The sequence below is a fragment of the Vagococcus silagei genome, from assembly GCF_004795745.1.
Taxonomy (GTDB): Bacteria; Bacillota; Bacilli; order Lactobacillales; family Vagococcaceae; genus Vagococcus; species Vagococcus silagei.
The window spans coordinates 24,680-45,651 of the sequence record NZ_SDGV01000012.1; the positions used below are offsets into that span (position 1 = coordinate 24,680).

35 protein-coding genes are annotated in these 20,972 nt (G+C 38.0%); all 35 read right to left on the reverse strand.

Translation table 11 applies throughout. The features are described 5' to 3' along the window. The gene (locus tag ESZ54_RS05130) at window positions 1-795 is read right to left on the reverse strand and encodes an energy-coupling factor transporter transmembrane component T family protein (RefSeq protein ID WP_136136613.1); all 795 of its coding nucleotides are present in this window, start codon (window positions 793-795) and stop codon (window positions 1-3) included. Continuing rightward, a complete protein-coding gene (locus tag ESZ54_RS05135) occupies window positions 788-1,660 on the reverse strand; it encodes an energy-coupling factor ABC transporter ATP-binding protein (protein ID WP_136136614.1) in 873 nt (290 codons plus the stop codon). The genes ESZ54_RS05130 and ESZ54_RS05135 overlap by 8 nt, the downstream gene beginning before the upstream one ends. Beyond that, window positions 1,636-2,475, reverse strand: a complete 840-nt coding sequence (locus ESZ54_RS05140; RefSeq protein ID WP_136136615.1) for an energy-coupling factor ABC transporter ATP-binding protein — start codon at window positions 2,473-2,475, stop codon at window positions 1,636-1,638. The genes ESZ54_RS05135 and ESZ54_RS05140 overlap by 25 nt, the downstream gene beginning before the upstream one ends. A gap of 276 nt (window positions 2,476-2,751) precedes the next feature. Continuing rightward, a complete protein-coding gene (gene rplQ, locus ESZ54_RS05145; protein WP_136136616.1) occupies window positions 2,752-3,138 on the reverse strand; it encodes a 50S ribosomal protein L17 in 387 nt (128 codons plus the stop codon). Window positions 3,139-3,170: 32 nt separating this feature from the next. Further along, window positions 3,171-4,109 carry a DNA-directed RNA polymerase subunit alpha gene (locus ESZ54_RS05150; RefSeq protein ID WP_136136617.1) on the reverse strand — a complete coding sequence of 313 codons (939 nt, stop codon included), beginning with the start codon at window positions 4,107-4,109 and terminating at the stop codon, window positions 3,171-3,173. Between the two features lie 79 nt (window positions 4,110-4,188). Beyond that, entirely contained in the window at window positions 4,189-4,578 is a 390-nt protein-coding gene (rpsK, locus tag ESZ54_RS05155; protein WP_136136618.1) for a 30S ribosomal protein S11, read from the reverse strand. A gap of 28 nt (window positions 4,579-4,606) precedes the next feature. Next, window positions 4,607-4,972 (reverse strand): 30S ribosomal protein S13, encoded by a 366-nt coding sequence (rpsM, locus tag ESZ54_RS05160; RefSeq protein WP_136136619.1) that lies wholly within the window; start codon window positions 4,970-4,972, stop codon window positions 4,607-4,609. Window positions 4,973-4,989: 17 nt separating this feature from the next. Continuing rightward, complete coding sequence (gene rpmJ, locus ESZ54_RS05165) at window positions 4,990-5,103, reverse strand: 50S ribosomal protein L36 (protein ID WP_071457744.1); 114 nt, start codon at window positions 5,101-5,103, stop codon at window positions 4,990-4,992. A gap of 31 nt (window positions 5,104-5,134) precedes the next feature. After that, window positions 5,135-5,353, reverse strand: a complete 219-nt coding sequence (gene infA / locus ESZ54_RS05170) for a translation initiation factor IF-1 (protein ID WP_077275915.1) — start codon at window positions 5,351-5,353, stop codon at window positions 5,135-5,137. 204 nt (window positions 5,354-5,557) lie between these two features. Next, a complete protein-coding gene (locus tag ESZ54_RS05175) occupies window positions 5,558-6,211 on the reverse strand; it encodes an adenylate kinase (protein ID WP_136136620.1) in 654 nt (217 codons plus the stop codon). A 56-nt stretch (window positions 6,212-6,267) separates the two neighbouring features. After that, a complete protein-coding gene (secY, locus tag ESZ54_RS05180; protein WP_136136621.1) occupies window positions 6,268-7,566 on the reverse strand; it encodes a preprotein translocase subunit SecY in 1,299 nt (432 codons plus the stop codon). Next, a complete protein-coding gene (gene rplO, locus ESZ54_RS05185) occupies window positions 7,566-8,006 on the reverse strand; it encodes a 50S ribosomal protein L15 (RefSeq protein ID WP_136136622.1) in 441 nt (146 codons plus the stop codon). The genes secY and rplO overlap by 1 nt, the downstream gene beginning before the upstream one ends. Before the next feature lie 39 nt (window positions 8,007-8,045). Beyond that, window positions 8,046-8,225, reverse strand: a complete 180-nt coding sequence (gene rpmD, locus ESZ54_RS05190; protein ID WP_136136623.1) for a 50S ribosomal protein L30 — start codon at window positions 8,223-8,225, stop codon at window positions 8,046-8,048. Between the two features lie 11 nt (window positions 8,226-8,236). Then, on the reverse strand, window positions 8,237-8,737 hold the full coding sequence (gene rpsE, locus ESZ54_RS05195) for a 30S ribosomal protein S5 (RefSeq protein ID WP_136136624.1): 501 nt from the start codon (window positions 8,735-8,737) through the stop codon (window positions 8,237-8,239). Window positions 8,738-8,757: 20 nt separating this feature from the next. After that, on the reverse strand, window positions 8,758-9,114 hold the full coding sequence (rplR, locus tag ESZ54_RS05200) for a 50S ribosomal protein L18 (protein WP_136136625.1): 357 nt from the start codon (window positions 9,112-9,114) through the stop codon (window positions 8,758-8,760). Between the two features lie 19 nt (window positions 9,115-9,133). Beyond that, window positions 9,134-9,670, reverse strand: coding sequence for a 50S ribosomal protein L6 (gene rplF, locus ESZ54_RS05205; RefSeq protein WP_136136626.1), 537 nt, complete (start codon window positions 9,668-9,670; stop codon window positions 9,134-9,136). 28 nt (window positions 9,671-9,698) lie between these two features. Continuing rightward, a complete protein-coding gene (gene rpsH / locus ESZ54_RS05210) occupies window positions 9,699-10,097 on the reverse strand; it encodes a 30S ribosomal protein S8 (protein WP_136136627.1) in 399 nt (132 codons plus the stop codon). A gap of 33 nt (window positions 10,098-10,130) precedes the next feature. Continuing rightward, on the reverse strand, window positions 10,131-10,316 hold the full coding sequence (locus ESZ54_RS05215) for a type Z 30S ribosomal protein S14 (protein WP_077275924.1): 186 nt from the start codon (window positions 10,314-10,316) through the stop codon (window positions 10,131-10,133). 18 nt (window positions 10,317-10,334) lie between these two features. After that, window positions 10,335-10,874 (reverse strand): 50S ribosomal protein L5, encoded by a 540-nt coding sequence (gene rplE / locus ESZ54_RS05220; protein WP_136136628.1) that lies wholly within the window; start codon window positions 10,872-10,874, stop codon window positions 10,335-10,337. Window positions 10,875-10,901: 27 nt separating this feature from the next. Continuing rightward, complete coding sequence (rplX, locus tag ESZ54_RS05225) at window positions 10,902-11,213, reverse strand: 50S ribosomal protein L24 (RefSeq protein ID WP_136136629.1); 312 nt, start codon at window positions 11,211-11,213, stop codon at window positions 10,902-10,904. Between the two features lie 34 nt (window positions 11,214-11,247). After that, window positions 11,248-11,616 (reverse strand): 50S ribosomal protein L14, encoded by a 369-nt coding sequence (gene rplN, locus ESZ54_RS05230; protein WP_136136630.1) that lies wholly within the window; start codon window positions 11,614-11,616, stop codon window positions 11,248-11,250. Between the two features lie 55 nt (window positions 11,617-11,671). After that, window positions 11,672-11,938 (reverse strand): 30S ribosomal protein S17, encoded by a 267-nt coding sequence (rpsQ, locus tag ESZ54_RS05235; RefSeq protein ID WP_136136631.1) that lies wholly within the window; start codon window positions 11,936-11,938, stop codon window positions 11,672-11,674. Between the two features lie 23 nt (window positions 11,939-11,961). Further along, window positions 11,962-12,156 (reverse strand): 50S ribosomal protein L29, encoded by a 195-nt coding sequence (gene rpmC / locus ESZ54_RS05240; protein WP_136136632.1) that lies wholly within the window; start codon window positions 12,154-12,156, stop codon window positions 11,962-11,964. Next, window positions 12,146-12,580: a 50S ribosomal protein L16 gene (gene rplP, locus ESZ54_RS05245; RefSeq protein ID WP_136136633.1), complete on the reverse strand. Its 435-nt coding sequence runs from the start codon at window positions 12,578-12,580 to the stop codon at window positions 12,146-12,148. Before rplP ends, rpmC begins: the two co-directional genes overlap by 11 nt. Window positions 12,581-12,582: 2 nt before the next feature. Further along, a complete protein-coding gene (rpsC, locus tag ESZ54_RS05250) occupies window positions 12,583-13,239 on the reverse strand; it encodes a 30S ribosomal protein S3 (RefSeq protein WP_136136634.1) in 657 nt (218 codons plus the stop codon). A 14-nt stretch (window positions 13,240-13,253) separates the two neighbouring features. After that, window positions 13,254-13,601, reverse strand: coding sequence for a 50S ribosomal protein L22 (gene rplV, locus ESZ54_RS05255; protein ID WP_136136635.1), 348 nt, complete (start codon window positions 13,599-13,601; stop codon window positions 13,254-13,256). Window positions 13,602-13,620: 19 nt separating this feature from the next. Beyond that, complete coding sequence (gene rpsS / locus ESZ54_RS05260) at window positions 13,621-13,899, reverse strand: 30S ribosomal protein S19 (RefSeq protein ID WP_136136636.1); 279 nt, start codon at window positions 13,897-13,899, stop codon at window positions 13,621-13,623. Window positions 13,900-13,950: 51 nt separating this feature from the next. Continuing rightward, window positions 13,951-14,784 (reverse strand): 50S ribosomal protein L2, encoded by an 834-nt coding sequence (gene rplB, locus ESZ54_RS05265; RefSeq protein WP_136136637.1) that lies wholly within the window; start codon window positions 14,782-14,784, stop codon window positions 13,951-13,953. 33 nt (window positions 14,785-14,817) lie between these two features. Next, the gene (rplW, locus tag ESZ54_RS05270) at window positions 14,818-15,105 is read right to left on the reverse strand and encodes a 50S ribosomal protein L23 (protein WP_136136638.1); all 288 of its coding nucleotides are present in this window, start codon (window positions 15,103-15,105) and stop codon (window positions 14,818-14,820) included. Continuing rightward, entirely contained in the window at window positions 15,105-15,728 is a 624-nt protein-coding gene (rplD, locus tag ESZ54_RS05275) for a 50S ribosomal protein L4 (RefSeq protein ID WP_136136639.1), read from the reverse strand. The genes rplW and rplD overlap by 1 nt, the downstream gene beginning before the upstream one ends. Before the next feature lie 24 nt (window positions 15,729-15,752). After that, complete coding sequence (gene rplC, locus ESZ54_RS05280) at window positions 15,753-16,388, reverse strand: 50S ribosomal protein L3 (protein WP_136136640.1); 636 nt, start codon at window positions 16,386-16,388, stop codon at window positions 15,753-15,755. Window positions 16,389-16,413: 25 nt separating this feature from the next. Beyond that, window positions 16,414-16,722: a 30S ribosomal protein S10 gene (gene rpsJ, locus ESZ54_RS05285; RefSeq protein ID WP_071457767.1), complete on the reverse strand. Its 309-nt coding sequence runs from the start codon at window positions 16,720-16,722 to the stop codon at window positions 16,414-16,416. A 205-nt stretch (window positions 16,723-16,927) separates the two neighbouring features. After that, window positions 16,928-17,365, reverse strand: a complete 438-nt coding sequence (locus tag ESZ54_RS05290; RefSeq protein ID WP_136136641.1) for a hypothetical protein — start codon at window positions 17,363-17,365, stop codon at window positions 16,928-16,930. Between the two features lie 154 nt (window positions 17,366-17,519). Beyond that, window positions 17,520-18,707 carry an elongation factor Tu gene (gene tuf, locus ESZ54_RS05295; RefSeq protein WP_136136642.1) on the reverse strand — a complete coding sequence of 396 codons (1,188 nt, stop codon included), beginning with the start codon at window positions 18,705-18,707 and terminating at the stop codon, window positions 17,520-17,522. Between the two features lie 127 nt (window positions 18,708-18,834). Further along, window positions 18,835-20,919 carry an elongation factor G gene (fusA, locus tag ESZ54_RS05300; RefSeq protein WP_136136643.1) on the reverse strand — a complete coding sequence of 695 codons (2,085 nt, stop codon included), beginning with the start codon at window positions 20,917-20,919 and terminating at the stop codon, window positions 18,835-18,837. Window positions 20,920-20,972: the final 53 nt, after the last annotated feature.

Consider the following 20,972-nt stretch of genomic DNA (forward strand, 5'->3'; position numbering starts at 1 on the left):
TTAATTTCTAACCCACATTAACAAGGCTGTTAAAACAACCATGCTCACAATGATCAGTGTATCTTTAAGTGTCCAACGTAAAACACGATACTTACTCCGCCCTTCACCGCCACGATAACCTCTTGCTTCCATTGCAAGTGCCAAGTCTTCAGCACGGTCAAATGCACTAACAAAAAGTGGAATTAACAGCGGTACAATAGCTTTCATCTTTTGCATTAAATTGCCTTCATTAAAATCAACACCACGCGCACGTTGCGCATTCATAATTTTTTCTGTTTCATCCATTAATGTTGGTACGAATCTAAGTGCAATCGAAAGCATCATTGATGTTTCATGAGCTGGGAACTTAACCGCCTTTAATGGTCTTAACAGATACTCAATCGCATCTGATAAAGATAATGGCGCTGTGGTTAGTGTTAATAGCGTCGACATCAGAATAATTAAGACAAAGCGGAAAAAGATATATGCACCGTTAACTAAACCAAATTCACTAACTGTTAAAAAGCCTAGTTTAAAATAGACTTCGCCACCTGTTGTAAAAAGTATTTGTAGAGAAACAGTAAACAGGATTAACCAAATTAATGGTTTCACCCCTTTGATGAAAAAGCCTAAATTTATTTTAGATGCTAGAATCGCTGCTAAAACAAATAAAAACATGACACCAAAAGAGACAAAGTTATTACAAAAGAAGATAATAATAATAAAGTAAAAACTCGTAAGTAATTTTGCACGTGGATCCAAACGATGAACGAATGAATCTCCCGGGATAAAACGACCTAATAAAAGTTTATTCATGCTTTTTTAGATCCCCCTTTATGTTTGCCGTCAACTCATCAGCAAGCTCTGCCACCGTCAAAGGCAATTGCGAAAACTGAACACCTTCGTCCATCAAGCGGAAGGCAAATTCAGTTGCACTCGGTACACCCAACTGTTTTTCTTTTAGCCACGCATAATCACTAAAAATCTCACGCGGATGGCCATCTTTTTGAATCTTACCTTTTTCTAAAACAATCATATAATCAGCATACTCTGCCACATCATCCATTAGATGCGTCACAAGAATAATACTCAAGCCCTTATCTTTATGCAGACGATAAAACATATCCATCATTTCTTTACGACCTTTAGGATCTAGACCTGCTGTTGGCTCGTCCAAGATAATAACTTCTGGTTCCATCGCTAAAACACCAGCAATTGCCACTCGACGCATTTGTCCTCCAGATAAATCAAAAGGTGAACGGTCTAAATAAGACGCATCTAAGCCTACTAATTCGATCATTTCAGCTGCTAAACGAGTTGCCTCTTCTTCTGAAACGCCGAAATTTTTTGGTCCAAAAGCAATATCCTTGGCAACTGTCTCTTCAAACAATTGTGACTCAGGAAATTGAAAAACAATCCCAACTTTTTTACGCAATGGTTTTAAATTTTTATTCGTTGTTTCAGGTGTAATTTCACGATTCCCCAATATCACACGACCACTCGTTGGTTTCAACAACGCATTTAAATGTTGTAAGAGCGTTGATTTCCCACTACCAGTATGCCCAACAATTGCTGTATAACTATGACTAGGAATTTCTAAATTAATATCAAATAAAACCCGTTGCTCAAATGGTGTTTTAGGTTGGTAAGTGAAATTTACTTCTTCAAACCGGATGTCCATAGCCATTCCACCAACCTTTCTTCCGTCAGATATTCTTGCGGTACTTCAATCTCACGATCTTCTAACGCCGCTTTTAATTTTTCTGGAAACGGAATATCTAAACCTTGCTCAACAAGCTCACGGTTACCCGAAAAAATTTCTTCTGGTGTCCCTTGAGCAACTAATTGTCCTGAATTCATCACTAAGACACGATTAGCAAAAGCCGCTTCATCGATGTCGTGCGTAATTGAAATCACCGTTAGATTCGATTCATCTTTAATTTTCTTAATCGTTTGAATCACTTCTGCTCGTCCTTCTGGATCAAGCATTGAAGTCGCTTCATCTAGGATAATGACATCAGGACGTAATGCTACCACGCCTGCTATCGCAACCCGTTGTTTTTGGCCTCCTGACAACATTGAAGGCTCTCTTAAAGTAAATTCTGACATGCGTACGCGTTCAAGAGCATCTTTCACACGCACTAACATTTCCTCGCGTGGAATACCTTGATTTTCTAAGCCAAAAGCCACGTCATCTTCAACAGTTGATCCCACAAATTGATTATCTGGATTCTGAAAGACCATGCCAATCATTTTTCGCATATCCCACAGATTCTCTTCTGTTAATTTTTCGCCATTAATCAAAATTTCGCCTGCTGTTGGACGAATTAGACCATTAATTGTTTTGGCTAACGTTGACTTCCCCGAACCATTATGACCAATTAAAGCGACCCATTCCCCAGGGTTGATCGATAATGATACATTGTCTAATGCTTTTTTATCATCTTCATGATAGTTAAATGTAATCTCTTTTAATTCAATTTGAGGATGACTCATCAGATATCTCCCTTTTCTATATAAATTAAAAAGCTTCTTTCTACCTTTTACTAACAGTACAGTAAAAAGCACAAAAAAACGAATAATTGTGTTTATGATCGTCAAAATACGTGAAACGGTTCCAATTTTGGGTAAAAAAAAGCACTTTATATGATGAGAGCGTACCCCCCGAAACGAATTTCGGAGGGCAAGCACCGAGCTAGACTCGGAGTAAGAATACTCCAACATCATAACACTCTAAAAGAATCATCTATAAAGTGATGCATAACAAATATATTATACTAATTCAATGATAACCATTGGTGCAGCGTCTCCACGGCGTTGTCCTTTTTTAAGGATGCGTGTATAACCACCTTGACGGTCTGCATAACGAGGTCCTAAATCATTAAATAATTTTTGTAAAGCTGTTTCTTGAACGATAGTTTCTTGGTCATCAGCTAAGTGTGCTTCTAAAACTTCGTCACGAACGAATGATGCCGCTTGACGACGAGCATGAAGATCTCCGCGTTTACCTAAAGTAATCATTTTTTCAGTTGTTGAACGAATTTCTTTAGCACGAGCTTCTGTAGTCTCAATGCGTTCATTAATAATTAAGTCAGTCGTTAAATCACGAAGTAAAGCTTTTCTTTGGCTACTTGTGCGACCTAATTTACGATAACTCACGTCGTATTTCCTCCTTTAATCGATGTTAATGACTAGTCGTCTTGGCGTAATCCTAAGCCTAAATCACCTAGTTTAGCTTTCACTTCTTCTAGAGATTTACGTCCTAAGTTACGGACTTTAATCATTTCCGCTTCAGATTTATTTGTTAATTCTTGTAACGTGTTGATACCAGCACGTTTCAAGCAGTTGTATGAACGTACAGATAAATCTAATTCTTCGATAGTTGTTTCCAACATTTTTTCTTTTTGTGTTTCTTCTTTTTCGATCATAATTTCAGCATTCTTAGCTTCGTCCGTAAGGTTAACGAAAATATCTAAGTGCTCAGTCAAGATTTTTGCTGCTAAACTAATAGCTTCTTGTGGAGCGATAGATCCATCTGTCCAAACATCTAAAGTTAATTTGTCAAAATCATCACGACGACCCACACGTGTGTTTTCTACTTGATAGTTCACACGACTCACTGGAGTGTAGATAGAATCTACCGGTAACACACCAATTGGCATATCTTCCGATTTGTTTTCGTCTGCTTGAACATACCCACGGCCAGGTTTAACCATAAGGCTTGCACGGAATGTTGCTCCTTCAGCTACACTACAAATGAATAAATCTTTATTCATAATTTCAACATCACTATCAGTCAATATGTCGCCTGCTGTTACTTCAGCTGGGCCAGTGATATCGATTTCTAATGTTTTCTCTTCTTCCGCGAAAAGTTTTAATGCTAAGCCTTTAATATTTAAAATGACTTGCGTTACATCTTCACGTACTCCAGGAATTGTTGAAAATTCATGTAAAACACCTTCAATTTGTAGATTAGTGATTGCAGCACCTGGAAGAGATGACAATAAGATACGGCGTAAAGAATTTCCTAAAGTTGTTCCGTAACCTCTTTCTAGAGGCTCGATTACGAACTTACCATAGTCTCTATCTTCATCAATTTTTGTGATTCTTGGTTTCTCAAATTCAATCATTCTTATCTATACCCCTTTCAAAACGAAAAGTGTCCTGTTCAATGTCGCTAAAAGTCCTAACAAAGGAATGATTCTCTCATTAAACACGACGGCGTTTTGGAGGGCGGCATCCATTGTGAGGAACTGGAGTAACGTCACGAATTGCTGTCACTTCTAATCCTGTTGCTTGTAATGAACGAATAGCTGCTTCACGACCTGAACCAGGTCCTTTAACAGTTACGTCAACAGTTTTTAAACCGTGTTCCATTGCTGCTTTAGCTGCAGTTTCTGCTGCCATTTGAGCCGCAAATGGTGTTGATTTTTTACTACCTCTGAATCCCAATGCACCTGCTGATGACCAAGAAATAGCATTTCCATGTACATCTGTTAGCATCACAATTGTATTATTGAATGTAGAGTGGATATGTGCCACACCTGCTTCAATATTTTTTTTCACTCGACGTTTTCTAGTAACTTTTTTTGCTACCATGAAGCTTTAAACCTCCTTCACTCTAATCTTATTTTTTCTTGCCAGCGATAGAACGAGCTGGTCCTTTTCTAGTACGTGCATTATTTTTCGTGTTTTGTCCACGAGTTGGTAATCCACGACGGTGACGCATACCTCTGTATGAACCAATTTCCATCAAACGTTTGATGTTTAAGTTCACTTCACGACGTAAGTCACCTTCAATTTTTAATGAGTCAACTGCTGCACGGATCGCGTCAGTTTGCTCATTTGTTAAATCGCGCACGCGAATTTCTTCAGAAACGCCTGCTTCTTTTAAAACTTTTTGTGCTGTGTTTTTTCCGATACCATAAATGTATGTAAGAGAAATTACAACACGTTTATCACGAGGGATATCTACACCTGCAATACGAGCCATTATTCGTTAACCTCCTTTTATCCTTGACGTTGTTTATGTTTTGGGTTTTCACAGATAACCATAACTCGACCTTTACGACGAATTATTTTACATTTTTCACAAATTGGTTTAACTGATGGTCTTACTTTCATGATTATACCTCCTTGATTTTACGGAGTACAATTATTTAAAGCGATAAGTAATACGGCCACGTGTTAAGTCATACGGAGATAACTCAACCGTTACCTTGTCGCCAGGTAAAATACGAATGTAATGCATTCTGATCTTTCCTGAAACGTGTGCCAAGATAACATGCCCATTTTCTAATTCAACTTTAAACATTGCATTCGGCAAAGTTTCGACGACTGTACCTTCGATTTCAATCATTTCTTCTTTCGCCACAACTAGTACCTCCTTAATAACATTGTTTTAAATTTGACATGCTGACAAACTGAACAATAGAATTCACACTTCTTTTTTTCAACTTGACTATTATACCATAATAAATCAAGAATCAAAAGTTGACTCATGGGATTTTAACATATATTAAAATTATAAGTCAAGCAAAAAGGTGACTCGCTGAATGTTAGATAGCTAAAATGTGGCTTATTTCGATTCATCCAATATTTTTTTAATATCTTCAAAAACGAGATTAATATCACGATTTCCATCAACTGCAGAAATCAGTTTTTGGTTTTCATAATAAGCTAAGATTGGTTCTGTGTTTTTGATGTTCACTGCTAAACGATTTTTAACCGTTTCTGGTTTGTCGTCTTCTCTTTGATAAAACTCATGACCACCACAACGATCACATGTACCTTCCACTTTTGGTGGGTTATACATTTTGTGATAAGTAGCGCCACATGTCTTACAAATGAAACGACCTGCTAATCGTTCGACAAGAACTTCAGGTTCCACATGAATGTTTAGGACAACGTCTATCTTTTTGCCTAATTCCTCTATAATTTTATCTAATTCTTCTGCTTGAGCTAACGTACGAGGAAATCCATCTAACAAAAATCCTTTTTCCGTATCAGCTTGTGCCAAGCGATCTTTAACAATCCCGTTTGTCACATCGTCCGGAACTAACTCTCCCTTTTCAATAAAAGCTTTTGCTTCTAATCCAAGTTTAGTTTCATTCTTCATTGCATCACGGAACATATCTCCAGTTGAGATATGTGGAATTCCATAAGTATCGATAATTTTTTCTGCTTGTGTTCCTTTTCCTGCTCCTGGCAACCCCATAATGATGAGATTCATTTGTCTTCCTCCTTAAGTTCGAGAAAAGTGCTGAGGCATAACCTCAACACGCACTCTTACTCTCTGATAAAACCAGTGTACTGACGTTTTAATAGTAGTCCTTCAAGCTGCTTGTTAGTTTCAAGAGCCACACTAATGACAATCAGCAAACTTGTACCACCTAAACCGATTGATTGTGGTAAATTCCACAAGTTTTGAGCTAAGATTGGTAAAATTGCCACTAATCCTAAGAAGACTGATCCAACTGTACTTAATCTCATTAATAATTTAGAGATGTAAGTTTCAGTCGGTTTACCAGGTCGTACACTTGGGATATAGCTTCCTTGCTTCTGCAAATTCTCAGCTACTTTTTCAGGGTTAACCTGAACAAATGCATAGAAGAATGTAAAAGCAACAATCAGAATCGTATAGACAATCCCACCTGGAATCGTTTGATAACTAAAAATAGTCATCAGAACTTCGTACCAGCCTTTACCACCTTGAGTAGCGGATAAAGCGCTTAGTATCATTTGAGGTGTTGCAATCAGTGAACTTGCAAAGATTACTGGGATAACCCCAGCAGCATTTACTTTTAATGGTAAATAACTACTTTGCGGTGCACCTGCAACACGTTTTGTATATTGAATTGGGATTTTTCTTTCTGCTTGTTGCACGTAAGTAACGAGTGTTACTACGGCAATAACTGCTACGACTAAGAGTAATAACAATGCGACAGATTTAAAAATATGTCCTGCTTCAACATTGACGAATAATTTTTCATAGATTTCTCTAACGCTTGTAGGGAAACGAGCAACGATACCTGCAAAGATAATCATTGAAACACCGTTACCAATTCCACGTTCCGAAATTTGTTCACCCATCCAGGTAACAAGCATCGTACCAGCTGTTAGTATTAATCCGATAGTAAAGTAAGTATATGCACTTGGCGATTTAACGAACCCTGCTTGGGTATATTGGTTAAATCCGGCTGTAATCCCTATAGATTGTGCAAACCCAATTACTAGTGCTAAATAGCGAGTCGCTTGGTTCAACTTACGTCGACCAACTTCTCCTTGTTTCGACCATTCTACAAATTTTGGAACGATGTCCATTTGTAATAACTGTATGATGATTGATGCGGTAATGTATGGAGAAACACCCATTGCGAACAGTGAGAAGTTTTCCATGGCGTTCCCACTAACTGTATTAAACATCGTTACAAGTGCAAGATCATTTAATCCAATTAATGCTTTTGCATCTACACCCGGTACAGTGATATGAGCCCCAACCCTAAACGCGAAGAGAATGAAAAGAGTAAAGAAGATCTTACTACGGATTTCCTTTACTTTAAACGAATCCTTCAACAGTTTAAACATTAGATCACCTCTATTGTACCACCAGCTGCTTCAATGGCAGATTGAGCGGATTTAGAGAATTTTGCTGCTTTAACAGTAAGTTTTTTAGATAATTCCCCGTTACCTAATACCTTGATTCCTGATTTAGCATCTTTAACGATTCCTGCTTCCATCAAGATTGTCGGTGTTACTTCTGCTCCGTCTTCGAAACGGTTTAATACGTCAAGATTAACAACAGCATAATCTTTACGGTTGATATTAGTAAATCCACGTTTTGGTAAACGTCGGAATAAAGGTGTTTGACCCCCTTCAAATCCTAAACGTACGCCACCACCTGAACGTGATTTTTGACCTTTTTGACCACGACCTGATGTTTTACCATTTCCAGATGATGATCCACGACCCACACGGTTACGTACTTGTCTTGATCCTTCTGCCGGCTTTAACTCATGAAGTTTCATTAACTCGGCACCTCCTTAAAGTAGTTTGTTGAAATTTAATTAAATTTCTTCTACGTCCACTAAATGTGACACAGTGTTAACCATACCTTTGATTGCTTCATTGTTTGGTTTAACAACAGTTGAATTAGTTTTTTTCAAACCTAATGCTTTGACTGTATCACGTTGGTTTTGGGGACGTCCAATGATACTACGTTTTAACGTAATTTTTAATTCGCTCATTTTTAGTCCTCCTATCCGATTAATTCTTCAACAGAAAGGCCTCTTAACGCGGCAACTTCTTCTGCTCTCTTCAATCTGCTTAATCCTTCAATCGTTGCGCGAACAACGTTTACAGGTGTATTTGAACCTAAAGATTTACTTGTGATATCTGAAATACCAGCTAACTCAAGGACGGCACGAACTGGTCCACCAGCTGCAACCCCAGAACCGGCAAGTGCAGGTTTCATTAAAATACGTCCACCACAGAATGAACCAATCACTTCGTGAGGAATAGTTGAACCTACCATTGGTACTTCAATTAAGTTTTTCTTAGCATCTTCTACTGCTTTACGAATAGCTTCTGGTACTTCTTGTGCTTTACCTGTACCAAATCCAACATGACCATTTCTGTCACCAACTACTACTAAAGCTGCGAAACGTAAACGACGTCCACCTTTAACAACTTTAGATACGCGGTTGATAGCAACGACGCGGTCTTCTAAGTCGAATTGTCTAGCATCAATATTAACCATGAATGGTGTTCCTCCTTCTATTAAAATTCTAGTCCATTTTCGCGTGCTGCTTGTGCTAATGCTTCAACACGGCCATGGTAAAGGTATCCACCACGGTCAAAGACTACTGCTTTAATACCTTTTTCGTTTGCTCTTTTTGCAACTGCTGCGCCTACGGCTTTAGCTGCTGCTGTTTTATCTTCTGCTGTAAATTCTTTCTCTACAGTAGAGGCACTTGCTAGCGTCACACCCGCTACGTCATCAATAATTTGAGCGTAGATGTTTTTGTTAGAACGAAAAACGTTCAAGCGTGGGCACTCAGCAGTACCAGAGATTTTGTTACGTACGCGACGATGTCTCTTTTGACGCGTTTTGTTTTTATCTGGTTTTGTAATCACAACGGTCACCTCTTATTTATTATTTACCTGTTTTACCTTCTTTACGTCTTACATATTCACCAACATAGCGAATACCTTTACCTTTATAAGGTTCTGGAGGACGTACGCCACGAATGTTAGCTGCTAATTCACCAACAACTTCTTTGTTAGCACCTTTAACAATAACAGATGTGTTAGAAGGAACTTCAACTGTAATACCTTCTGGAGCTTCGAATTCAACTGGATGAGAGTATCCAACGTTCAATACAAGTTTTTTGCCTTGTAATTGAGCACGGTATCCAACCCCGATTAATTCTAGAGCTTTTTCAAAACCTTCACTAACACCAACAACCATGTTGTTTAAGTTAGCACGCATTGTTCCATGCAAAGTTTTGTTTTCTTTACTATCGTCTGGACGAGTTAATGTCACTACGCCTTCTTCGATGTTTAATGTAATATTAGATGAAAACTCACGAGTTAATTCATCTTTAGGTCCTTTAACTGTAACTGTTGTTCCGTTTTGTGTTACTGTAACACCTGCAGGAATAACAACTGGTTTATTACCAATACGACTCACTCTAGGACACCTCCTTGATCTTTAATTTTTACCAAACGTATGCTAATACTTCTCCACCGATGTTACGTTCTCTAGCTTCTTTGTCAGTTAAGACACCTTCTGAAGTTGAGATAATAGCGATACCTAAACCGTTAAGTACTTTTGGTACTTCGTCAGCTTTAACATATGCACGTAAACCTGGTTTTGAGATACGTTTTAAGTTAGTAATAACACGTTCGTTATCTTTACCGTATTTTAAGAATACACGAATGATGCCTTGTTTGTCATCTTCGATGGTTTCTACTTCACGCACAAAACCTTCACGTTCTAAGATTTTAGCGATTTCTAGTTTAATTTTAGATGCAGGTACTTCTAATGAATCATGTCTCACGATATTCGCGTTACGGATACGAGTTAGAAAGTCTGCAATTGGATCTGTCATAACCATTGAAACATTTACCTCCTTTAGCGGTTTACTTTTTTACCAACTTGCTTTCTTCACGCCGGGAATTTGTCCTTTATAGGCAAGTTCACGGAAGCAAATACGACAAAGTTTAAATTTACGATAAACTGAATGTGGACGTCCACAGCGTTCACAACGTGTGTACTCTTGTACTGCAAATTTTGCAGGACGTTTGTTTTTAGCAATCATTGATTTTTTAGCCACGTAGTTCGCCTCCTTTAATTATTTTTGGAATGGCATTCCAAGTTGAGCTAATAATTCACGAGATTCTTCGTCAGTATTAGCAGTTGTTACGATTACAATATCCATACCTCGGACTTTATCAACTAAATCATAGTCAACTTCAGGGAAAATTAATTGTTCTTTAACACCTAAAGTATAATTTCCACGTCCGTCAAATGATTTTTTACTAATACCATGGAAGTCACGTACACGTGGTAATGAAACTGTTACTAATTTATCTAAAAATTCGTACATTCTTTCTCCACGTAGAGTAACTTTACATCCGATTGGCATACCTTCACGCAAACGGAAACCAGCGATTGATTTCTTAGCTTTAGTAATGATTGGTTTTTGACCAGTGATTAATGCTAATTCTTCAACAGCTTTGTCTAAGTTTTTAGTATTTGAAACTGCATCGCCCACACCCATGTTGACAACGATCTTTTCAACTTTTGGTGTTTGCATTACAGATGTGTAATTAAATTTTTCCATCATTGATGGTGTTACTTCTTTAAGATACTTTTCTTTTAGGCGGTTCATCTAAAAAGGGCCTCCTTCCTAATTTGCTTATTTATCTAAAACTTCTCCAGTTTTTTTGGAAATACGTACTTTCTTGCCATCTACTTCTTTGTATCCAACGCGTGTTGGTTCTCCATTAGATGGATCAATCACCATTACATTAGAAACGTGAATCGATGCTTCAGTTTCGATAATTCCTCCTTGAGGAGCTGTTGCGCTAGGTTTTTGGTGTTTTTTCATCATGTTAACACCTTCAACGATTACGCGGTCATTTTTCGGAAATACTTGTAAAATGATTCCCTCTTTGTTTTTATCTTTACCTGTGATAACTTTTACCTTATCGCCTGTTTTAACGAACATCTTGTTTCGCACCTCCTTTAAGCATGAGTATGTATTATAACACTTCTGGTGCTAGTGAGACTATCTTCATGAAGTTGCTATCACGTAATTCACGAGCAACTGGTCCAAAGATACGAGTTCCACGTGGACTCTTATCATCACGAATAATCACACATGCATTTTCATCAAATTTAATATATGAACCGTCGGCACGACGAGCGCCTGATTTAGTACGCACGATAACAGCTTTAACGATTTCACCTTTTTTGACAACACCACCTGGTGTTGCTTGTTTAACCGTACAAACTACGATGTCACCGATATTAGCAGTCTTTCTTCCAGAACCACCAAGTACTTTAATTGTTAATACTTCACGAGCACCTGAGTTGTCCGCAACTTTCATACGAGATTCTTGTTGGATCACTTGAGGTATCCTCCTTTCAAACTTTCAGCTTATTAACTTTATTGGAAAATTCGAATTAAATAATTACTGCTTCTTCAACAACTTCTAATAGACGGAAGCGTTTTGTCGCAGATAATGGACGAGTTTCCATGATTTTTACGATGTCTCCCGTTTTAGCAACGTTGTTTTCATCATGAGCTTTATATTTCTTAGAATATTTTACTCTTTTACCATAAATCTTGTGAGTTTTTTTAGTTTCTACAACAACTGTGATAGTTTTATCCATTTTGTCTGAAACCACACGTCCAGTGTACACTTTACGTTCATTTCTCTCTTGAGTCATCTATATATGGCCTCCTTCCACTATTACTTAGCAGTCTCTTGTTCACGCAAAACAGTTTTGATGCGTGCAATCGATTTGCGAACTTTTGAAACTCGAGCTGTGTTTTCTAATTGACCTGTAGCTAATTGGAAACGTAAGTTGAATAATTCTTCTCGATACTCTTTCTCTTTAGCGATCATTTCAGCAGTGGTTAACTCTCTGATGTCTTTAACCTTCATTCGATTCACCACCCATTTCTTCACGTTTTACAATTTTAGTTTTGATTGGTAATTTGTGAGAAGCAAGTCTTAATGCTTCACGAGCTACTTCTTCTGGCACGCCAGCGATTTCAAATAAAATTTTACCGCGTTTAACTGGTGCTACCCAACCTTCAGGTGCCCCTTTACCAGAACCCATACGAACACCAATAGCTTTTGATGTATATGATTTGTGAGGGAAGATTTTAATCCATACTTTCCCACCACGTTTCATGTAACGAGTCATAGCAATACGAGATGCTTCAATTTGGCGGTTAGTGATCCAGTGAGATTCAACAGCTTGTAAGCCGTATTCACCAAATGCTACTTCTTTACCACCTTTAGCTTCACCGCGCATTTTACCTCTAAATTCACGACGGTGTTTTACACGTTTAGGTACTAACATGATTAATTTCCTCCTTTCTCAGTGTTTTTCTTTTCAGGAAGAATTTCTCCACGACAAATCCACACTTTAACTCCTAGTTTTCCGTATGTTGTATCTGCTTCTTCCCATGCATAGTCGATGTCTGCTCTTAAAGTATGTAAAGGAACAGTTCCTTCAGAATAACCTTCAGAACGAGCCATATCTGCACCGTTTAAACGACCTGAAACTAAAGTTTTAATACCTTGAGCTCCAGCTCTCATTGTACGTTGGATTGCTTGTTTTTGAGCACGACGGAATGCTACACGGTTTTCTAATTGACGTGCAATTCCTTCACCAACTAATTTTGCATCTAAATCTGGTTTTTTGATTTCTACGATGTTGATGTGTACTCTCTTACCAGTAATATTGTTTAATTCTTTTCTTAATGCTTCAACTTCAGAACCACCTTTACCGATTACCATTCCTGGTTTAGCAGTGTGGATTGAAATATTAACGCGATTTGCTGCACGTTCGATTTCAACTGTAGAAACAGAAGCATCAGCTAGTCTAGTTGCGATAAACTTACGGATTCTTAAATCTTCGTGTAAGTAATCAGCATATTCTTTTTCAGCGTACCATTTCGCGTTCCAGTCACGGATAACGCCAACACGCATTCCAATTGGATTTACTTTTTGACCCACTGATTAATCCCTCCTTATTTTTCTGATACTACTACTGTAATATGACTTGTACGTTTGTTGATTGGTGATGCAGAACCTTTTGCACGTGGACGGTAACGTTTCATTGTTGGTCCTTCGTTTACAAATACTTCTGAAACTACTAAATCTTCAACATCTAAGTCAAAGTTGTTTTCTGCATTTGCAATTGCTGACATAAGCACTTTTTCAACAATACCTGCTGCTTTGTTAGGTGAGAATTTCAAGATTGAAACTGCTTCGCCTACTTGTTTACCTCTGATTAGGTCAACAACAAGTCTTGTTTTACGAGGTGAAGTGCGAACTGTTTTAGCAGTTGCCTTAGCTGAAGTAATTCTTTCTGACATGTTCGTTTCCTCCCCTCAATTAGCGTTTAGTTTTTTTGTCATCTGCTGCATGTCCGCGGTAAGTTCTAGTTGGTGCAAATTCACCTAATTTATGACCTACCATGTCTTCTTGAATATAAACAGGAACATGTTTTCTCCCGTCATATACTGCGATTGTGTATCCTACAAAGTTTGGAAAGATTGTAGAACGTCGTGACCATGTCTTGATAACTTGTTTTTTAGTTTGATCTTTTTGAGCTTCCACTTTATTCATTAAGTGTTCATCTACAAAAGGTCCTTTTTTTAAGCTGCGACCCATGGTGAACCTCCTCTCGATATTTCACCTTGGTTAATTAAATTAACCAGGTGATTATTTAGATTTACGACGACGTACGATAAATTTATCTGATTTAGCTTTCTTGCTACGAGTTTTGTATCCAAGTGTTGGTTTACCCCAAGGACTCATTGGAGATGGACGTCCGATTGGTGCTTTACCTTCACCACCACCGTGTGGGTGATCGTTAGGGTTCATTACGCTACCACGTACAGTTGGGCGTTTACCTAACCAGCGGCTACGGCCTGCTTTACCAATATTAACTAATTCATGTTGTTCATTACCTACAGTACCGATAGTAGCACGGCAAGTACCTAAGATCATACGAACTTCGCCTGAGTTCAAACGAACTAATACGTATTTTCCTTCTTTACCTAATACTTGTGCACTTGTACCAGCAGAACGGTTTAGTTGACCGCCTTTACCTGGTTTTAATTCGATATTGTGAATAACAGTACCTACTGGAATGTTATTTAATGGTAACGCGTTACCAACTTTAATATCTGCATTTTCACCAGAACTAATTTGAGTACCAACTGTTAGACCTTTTGGTGCTAAGATATAAGCTTTTACTCCATCAGTATAATGAACTAAAGCGATATTTGCTGATCTATTTGGATCGTATTCGATTGTTTTAACAACTGCAACAACATTGTCTTTGTTACGTTTGAAATCGATCACACGATATTGGCGTTTGTGTCCACCAGCTTGGTGACGGACAGTGATTTTACCTTGGTTATTACGGCCAGCATTTTTGCTCAACGGGCGTAACAATGTTTTTTCTGGTGTTGCTGTAGTAATCTCAGCAAAATCTAAACCAGTCATGTTACGACGGCCATTTGTGGTAGGTTTATACTTTTTAATCGCCACGAAATTTCCCTCCTACTTTAAATGATGTCTTTATTATTCTGCATCAAAAATTTGAATTTCTTTTGAATCTGCTGTTAACTTAACAATCGCTTTACGACGTTTTTTTGTATATCCAGCATATTTACCCATTCTTTTGAATTTAGGTTTAACGTTCATGATGTTTACTTTTTCAACTTTAACATCGAAAATTGCTTCTACAGCTTGCTTAACTAATGTTTTGTTGGCTCTAGTGTCCACTTCAAACGTGTATTTTTTATCGTCCATAGCTTCTACAGACATTTCTGTAATGACAGGGCGTTTGATTACATCGATTAATTCCATTATGCAAGCACCTCCTCTACCTGAGTAAGAGCAGTTTTAGTAACTAATAATTTATCAGCTGCAACCACATCAAGTACGCTTACGTTGTCAGCTTCTACAATAGAAACGTTTGGTAAGTTACGTCCTGATAATGCCGCAAAATCATTTCCACCTTCTAAAACAACTAGTACTTTAGAATCGATAGAAAGGTTAGCTAAAACTTGTTTAAATTCTTTTGTTTTTGGTGCGTCGAATGCTAAGCCTTCAACAACAACCATTTTATTTTCTGCAACTTTTTCTGATAATACAGATTTAATTGCTAAGCGACGTACTTTTTTAGGAAGTTTGTAGCTGTATGAACGTGGTGTTGGTCCGAAGACGATACCACCTCCACGCCATTGTGGTGAGCGGATTGAGCCTTGACGAGCACGGCCAGTTCCTTTTTGACGCCATGGTTTGCGTCCACCACCGCGAACTGCGCTACGGTTTTTAACAGCATGTGTTCCTTGTCTTAAAGAAGCACGTTGCATAATGATTGCGTCAAATACGACACTTTCATTTGGTTCAATGCCGAAAATCCCTTCGTTTAAAGTAATTTCGCCATTTTGAGTTCCATCTTGTTTAAATAATGCTACAGATGTCATTCTTTAGTTCCTCCTCTCCCACAATTATTTAGCAGCCTTAACTGCTGTTTTAATTTCAATTAATGATTTTTTAGCTCCAGGTACATTACCTTTAACTAAAATAACATTTTTATCTGCATCTACTTTAACGATCTCAAGGTTTTGAATTGTAACACGATCTCCACCCATACGACCAGCAAGTTTTTTACCTTTGAATACTCTAGAAGGATCTGATGCTGCACCCATTGATCCAGGTCCACGGTGATAACGAGAACCGTGTGTCATAGGTCCACGAGATTGTCCGTGACGTTTAATAGCGCCTTGGAAGCCGTGTCCTTTAGTTGTACCTGTAACATCAACAATGTCTCCAGCTTGGAATACATCTACCTTGATTTCTTGTCCTACTTCGTATTCTCCCAGCTCAACATTATTGAATTCTTTAATGAAGCGCTTAGGAGCAGTATTTGCTTTTGCAACATGACCTTTAGCAGGTTTGTTTGATAAAACTTCACGTTTGTCTTGGTATCCAACTTGAATAGCTTCGTAGCCATCAGATTCAACTGTTTTTACTTGTAAAACAACGTTTGGAGTTGCTTCGATTACAGTTACTGGAATTAATTCACCATTTTCAGTGAAGATTTGAGTCATTCCTACTTTTTTTCCTAAGATTCCTTTAGTCATGAGTACACCTCCATGATCTTATTTTTTATAATTTAATTTCGATATTTACACCACTTGGTAAGTCAAGCTTCATTAAAGCATCAACTGTTTTTGGTGTAGGGCTCACGATGTCGATTAGACGTTTGTGAGTTCGCATTTCGAATTGCTCACGTGAATCTTTGTATTTGTGTGTCGCACGAATAACTGTATAAACTGAACGATCTGTTGGTAATGGAATTGGTCCAGAAACCTCAGCACCTGTTCTTTTTGCTGTTTCTACAATCTTTTCAGCTGACTGATCTAATACTCGGTGTTCATATGCTTTTAAACGGATACGAATTTTTTGTTTAGCCATCTTTTTTCCCTCCTTCGCCTATTTTAAAAGTAGACATAGCTCCACGAAAATCTCCAACACGCCTCCATGGCAATGCTCCCTGGCGTGTCGCAACCTCTCGCTTCAACGCCTTCGCATTTTCATACGAGATACTGACTTACTCTTTTATTCAGCACCTTATGAAGTATACTAAAATTTTACGTTATTTTCAAGTCTTTTATGAAAATTAATTATAATTAATCCCCATATTTGTCATTGCCGTTTCAATCAACTCGATATCTTTCAAAAAGCTTGTCTTCACTGCACCTTCTGCCAAGTTATCAACTTGATTTTTTACTTCTTTATATTGATCTAATGTAAAGTCCGAAGTTACTGTTCCTTCTATTATAATTAGATCTAATTTCTTTTGAATCTCATCCTGCTTTTCTTTTGAAACATTCGATACTGCTTTTTCTTTCTTAACAGTACTTGTTTGAGAAGTTTCTTGTTTCTTAGACTCTGTCGCTTCAACTTTCGTTTGCTGCGAACTATTTAATGTCTTTAGTTCAACTGGTTGCAAATTTTCTTTTGCATAAGTATTTTGAATTTTGTGATGATACATATTCCCAGCAATCACTGTTGTTGACGAAAATACTAACGCAACGATAAAAAAAACTATATTCATTTTCCCCTTCATAAATATAATCCCCCATAATTTAAATTTCAAAGTGCAGTCTGTTTGTGGTGACAAACTGAATAAGAAAAAAAGAAGTAGTTACAATGTGTAACTACTTCTTATGTCCGAGTACATGAAGCTTTAATATATTGCAAAGTTTGAATTATTTAATGATTTCAGTTACAACGCCTGAACCAACAGTACGTCCACCTTCACGAATAGAGAAACGAGTTCCGTCTTCGATCGCGATTGGGTGAATTAATTCAACTTCCATAGCTACGTTATCGCCAGGCATTACCATTTCAGTTCCTTCTGGTAATTCTACAACACCAGTAACGTCTGTTGTACGGAAGTAGAATTGAGGACGGTAGTTAGTGAAGAATGGAGTATGACGTCCACCTTCTTCTTTTGATAATACGTAAACTTCAGCTTTGAAGTTAGTATGTGGTGTAATAGTTCCAGGAGCAGCTAATACTTGTCCACGTTCGATATCTTCACGAGAAACCCCACGTAGTAAAGCACCAATGTTGTCTCCAGCTTCAGCGTAATCTAATAATTTACGGAACATTTCTACACCAGTAACTGTTGTTTTGTTAATTTTTTCAGCAATACCAACGATTTCTACTTCGTCACCAACGCGAACTTGTCCACGTTCAACACGACCAGTAGCAACAGTACCACGACCAGTAATTGAGAATACGTCCTCAACTGGCATCATGAATGGTTTATCTGTATCACGTTCTGGAGTTGGGATGTAAGCATCAACTTCAGCCATTAAGTCCATAATTTTATCTTCGTATTCTTCAACGCCTTCTAAAGCTTTTAATGCAGAACCTGCAACGATTGGAGTATCATCGCCAGGGAAGTCGTATTCAGTTAATAGGTCACGAACTTCCATTTCTACTAATTCTAATAATTCTTCGTCGTCAACCATATCCATTTTGTTTAAGAAAACAACAATGTAAGGTACACCAACATTACGTGATAAAAGAATATGTTCACGAGTTTGTGGCATTGGGCCGTCAGCTGCAGATACTACTAAAATCGCGCCGTCCATTTGAGCAGCACCAGTGATCATGTTTTTAACGTAGTCCGCGTGTCCTGGGCAGTCCACGTGAGCGTAGTGACGAGTTGCAGTTTCATATTCGATATGAGAAGTGTTAATTGTGATTCCACGTTCTTTTTCTTCTGGAGCGTTATCGATTTCAGCATAGTCACGAGCTTCCCCGAAACCTTTTTTAGCTAAAACTGTAGCGATTGCTGCAGATAATGTAGTTTTACCGTGGTCAACGTGTCCGATTGTACCAATGTTTACATGGGATTTCGAACGATCAAATTTTTCTTTTGCCATTTTGTATAATTCCTCCTAAATTTAAAAGTCAATTATTATAATATATTGGGAAAGGAATAAAAGCAAGCTTCTATTCCTTACACCATCATTTTACATGATAGCTCTTACTTTTCATAGTGAAAACTAATTAAGCTTCGCCACCATTTTTCTTAATGATTTCTTCTTGGATAGATTTTGGAACATCTTCATAGTGGTCAAATACCATCATGAATGTACCGCGACCTTGTGTTGCAGAACGTAATGTAGTTGCGTATCCAAACATTTCAGCTAATGGCACAAGCGCGTTAACGATTTGTGAATTTCCATGAGCTTCCATACCTTCAACACGTCCACGACGAGCTGTAACGTGTCCCATGATATCGCCTAGATATTCTTCTGGAACAGTAACTGTAACTTTCATCATTGGTTCTAAGATAGCTGGACTTGCTTTTTTAGCAGCAGCTTTAAGAGCCATAGATGCAGCCACACGGAATGCTGTCTCATTCGAGTCAACATCATGGTATGAACCATCATAAAGTTTCGCTTTAATATCAACTAATGGATAACCAGCTAAGACACCGTTATTCATTGAGTCAGCTAAACCTTTTTCAACCGCTGGGATGTATTCACGAGGAACCACACCACCGACGATAGCATTTTCAAATTCAAACCCTTTTCCTTCTTCATTAGGAGTAAATTCAACCCATACGTGACCGTATTGTCCTTTACCACCTGATTGACGAACGAATTTACCTTCTGCTTGAGTTAATGGAGCTCTAAATGTTTCACGATATGAAACTTGTGGAGCACCCACGTTAGCATCAACTTTGAACTCGCGACGCATACGGTCAACAAGAACGTCTAAGTGAAGCTCACCCATACCAGAGATAACTGTTTCACCAGTTTCAACGTTTGTTTCAACGCGGAATGATGGATCTTCTTCAGCAAGTTTTTGAAGAGCCACACCCATTTTATCTTGGTCAGCTTTTGATTTAGGTTCAACAGCGACTTGGATAACTGGATCAGGGAATTCAATTGATTCAAGAATAACTGGAGCATCTAATGCACAAAGTGTATCTCCTGTTGTTGTATCTTTAAGACCAACAGCAGCAGCGATATCTCCTGAATAAACTGTATCAATTTCTTTACGTGTATTGGCATGCATTTGTAAAATACGTCCAATACGTTCTTTTTTATTCTTAGATGCATTTAGAATGTAAGAACCACTTTCTAAGACACCAGAATAAACACGGAAGAATGTTAGACGACCTACGAATGGGTCAGTCATAACTTTAAATGCTAATGATGCAAATGGTGCGTTGTCATCTGAAGGACGAGTTACTTCTTCGTCTGTCTTCATATCAATACCATTGATTGCAGCAACATCAGTTGGAGCTGGTAAGTAATCTAAAACAGCGTCAAGCATAAGTTGAACACCTTTGTTTTTAAATGCTGAACCAGCCATAACTGGGAAGAATTCAACGTTAATTGTTGCGCGGCGGATACCGGCTTTCAATTCATCGATTGTAATTTCTTCACCATCTAAATATTTCATCATTAATTCTTCATCAGTTTCAGCTACTGCTTCAACTAATTTTTCACGCCATTCAACAGCTAAGTCCATATATTCTTCAGGAATTTCAGTTTCTTGAATATCTGTTCCTAAATCATTTGTATAGATTTCTGCTTTCATCGTGATTAAATCAATGATACCTTTAAAGTTCTCTTCAGAACCGATTGGTAATTGAATTGGGTGAGCGTTCGCTTGTAAACGGTCATGAATTGTTTTTACTGAATATAAGAAGTCAGCGCCAACTTTATCCATTTTGTTACAGAATACAATACGAGGTACACCATAGTCAGTTGCTTGACGCCAAACAGTTTCTGTTTGAGGTTCAACACCTGATTGTGAGTCTAAAACTGTTACCGCACCATCTAATACACGTAGTGAACGTTGAACTTCGATTGTGAAGTCCACGTGTCCTGGTGTATCGATAATGTTTACACGATAACCTTTCCACTGTGCAGTAGTTGCAGCAGATGTGATTGTAATACCACGTTCTTGTTCTTGTTCCATCCAGTCCATTTGTGATGCACCTTCATGCGTTTCACCAATTTTGTGAATTTTACCAGTATAATACAAGATACGTTCAGTTGTCGTTGTTTTACCAGCGTCAACGTGGGCCATGATACCAATATTACGAGTATTTTCGAGTGAAAACTCTCTTGCCATTCTTTGTTACTCCTCTCTTTACTTACTTCTTTATTTATACTTTTTCTAGTGAT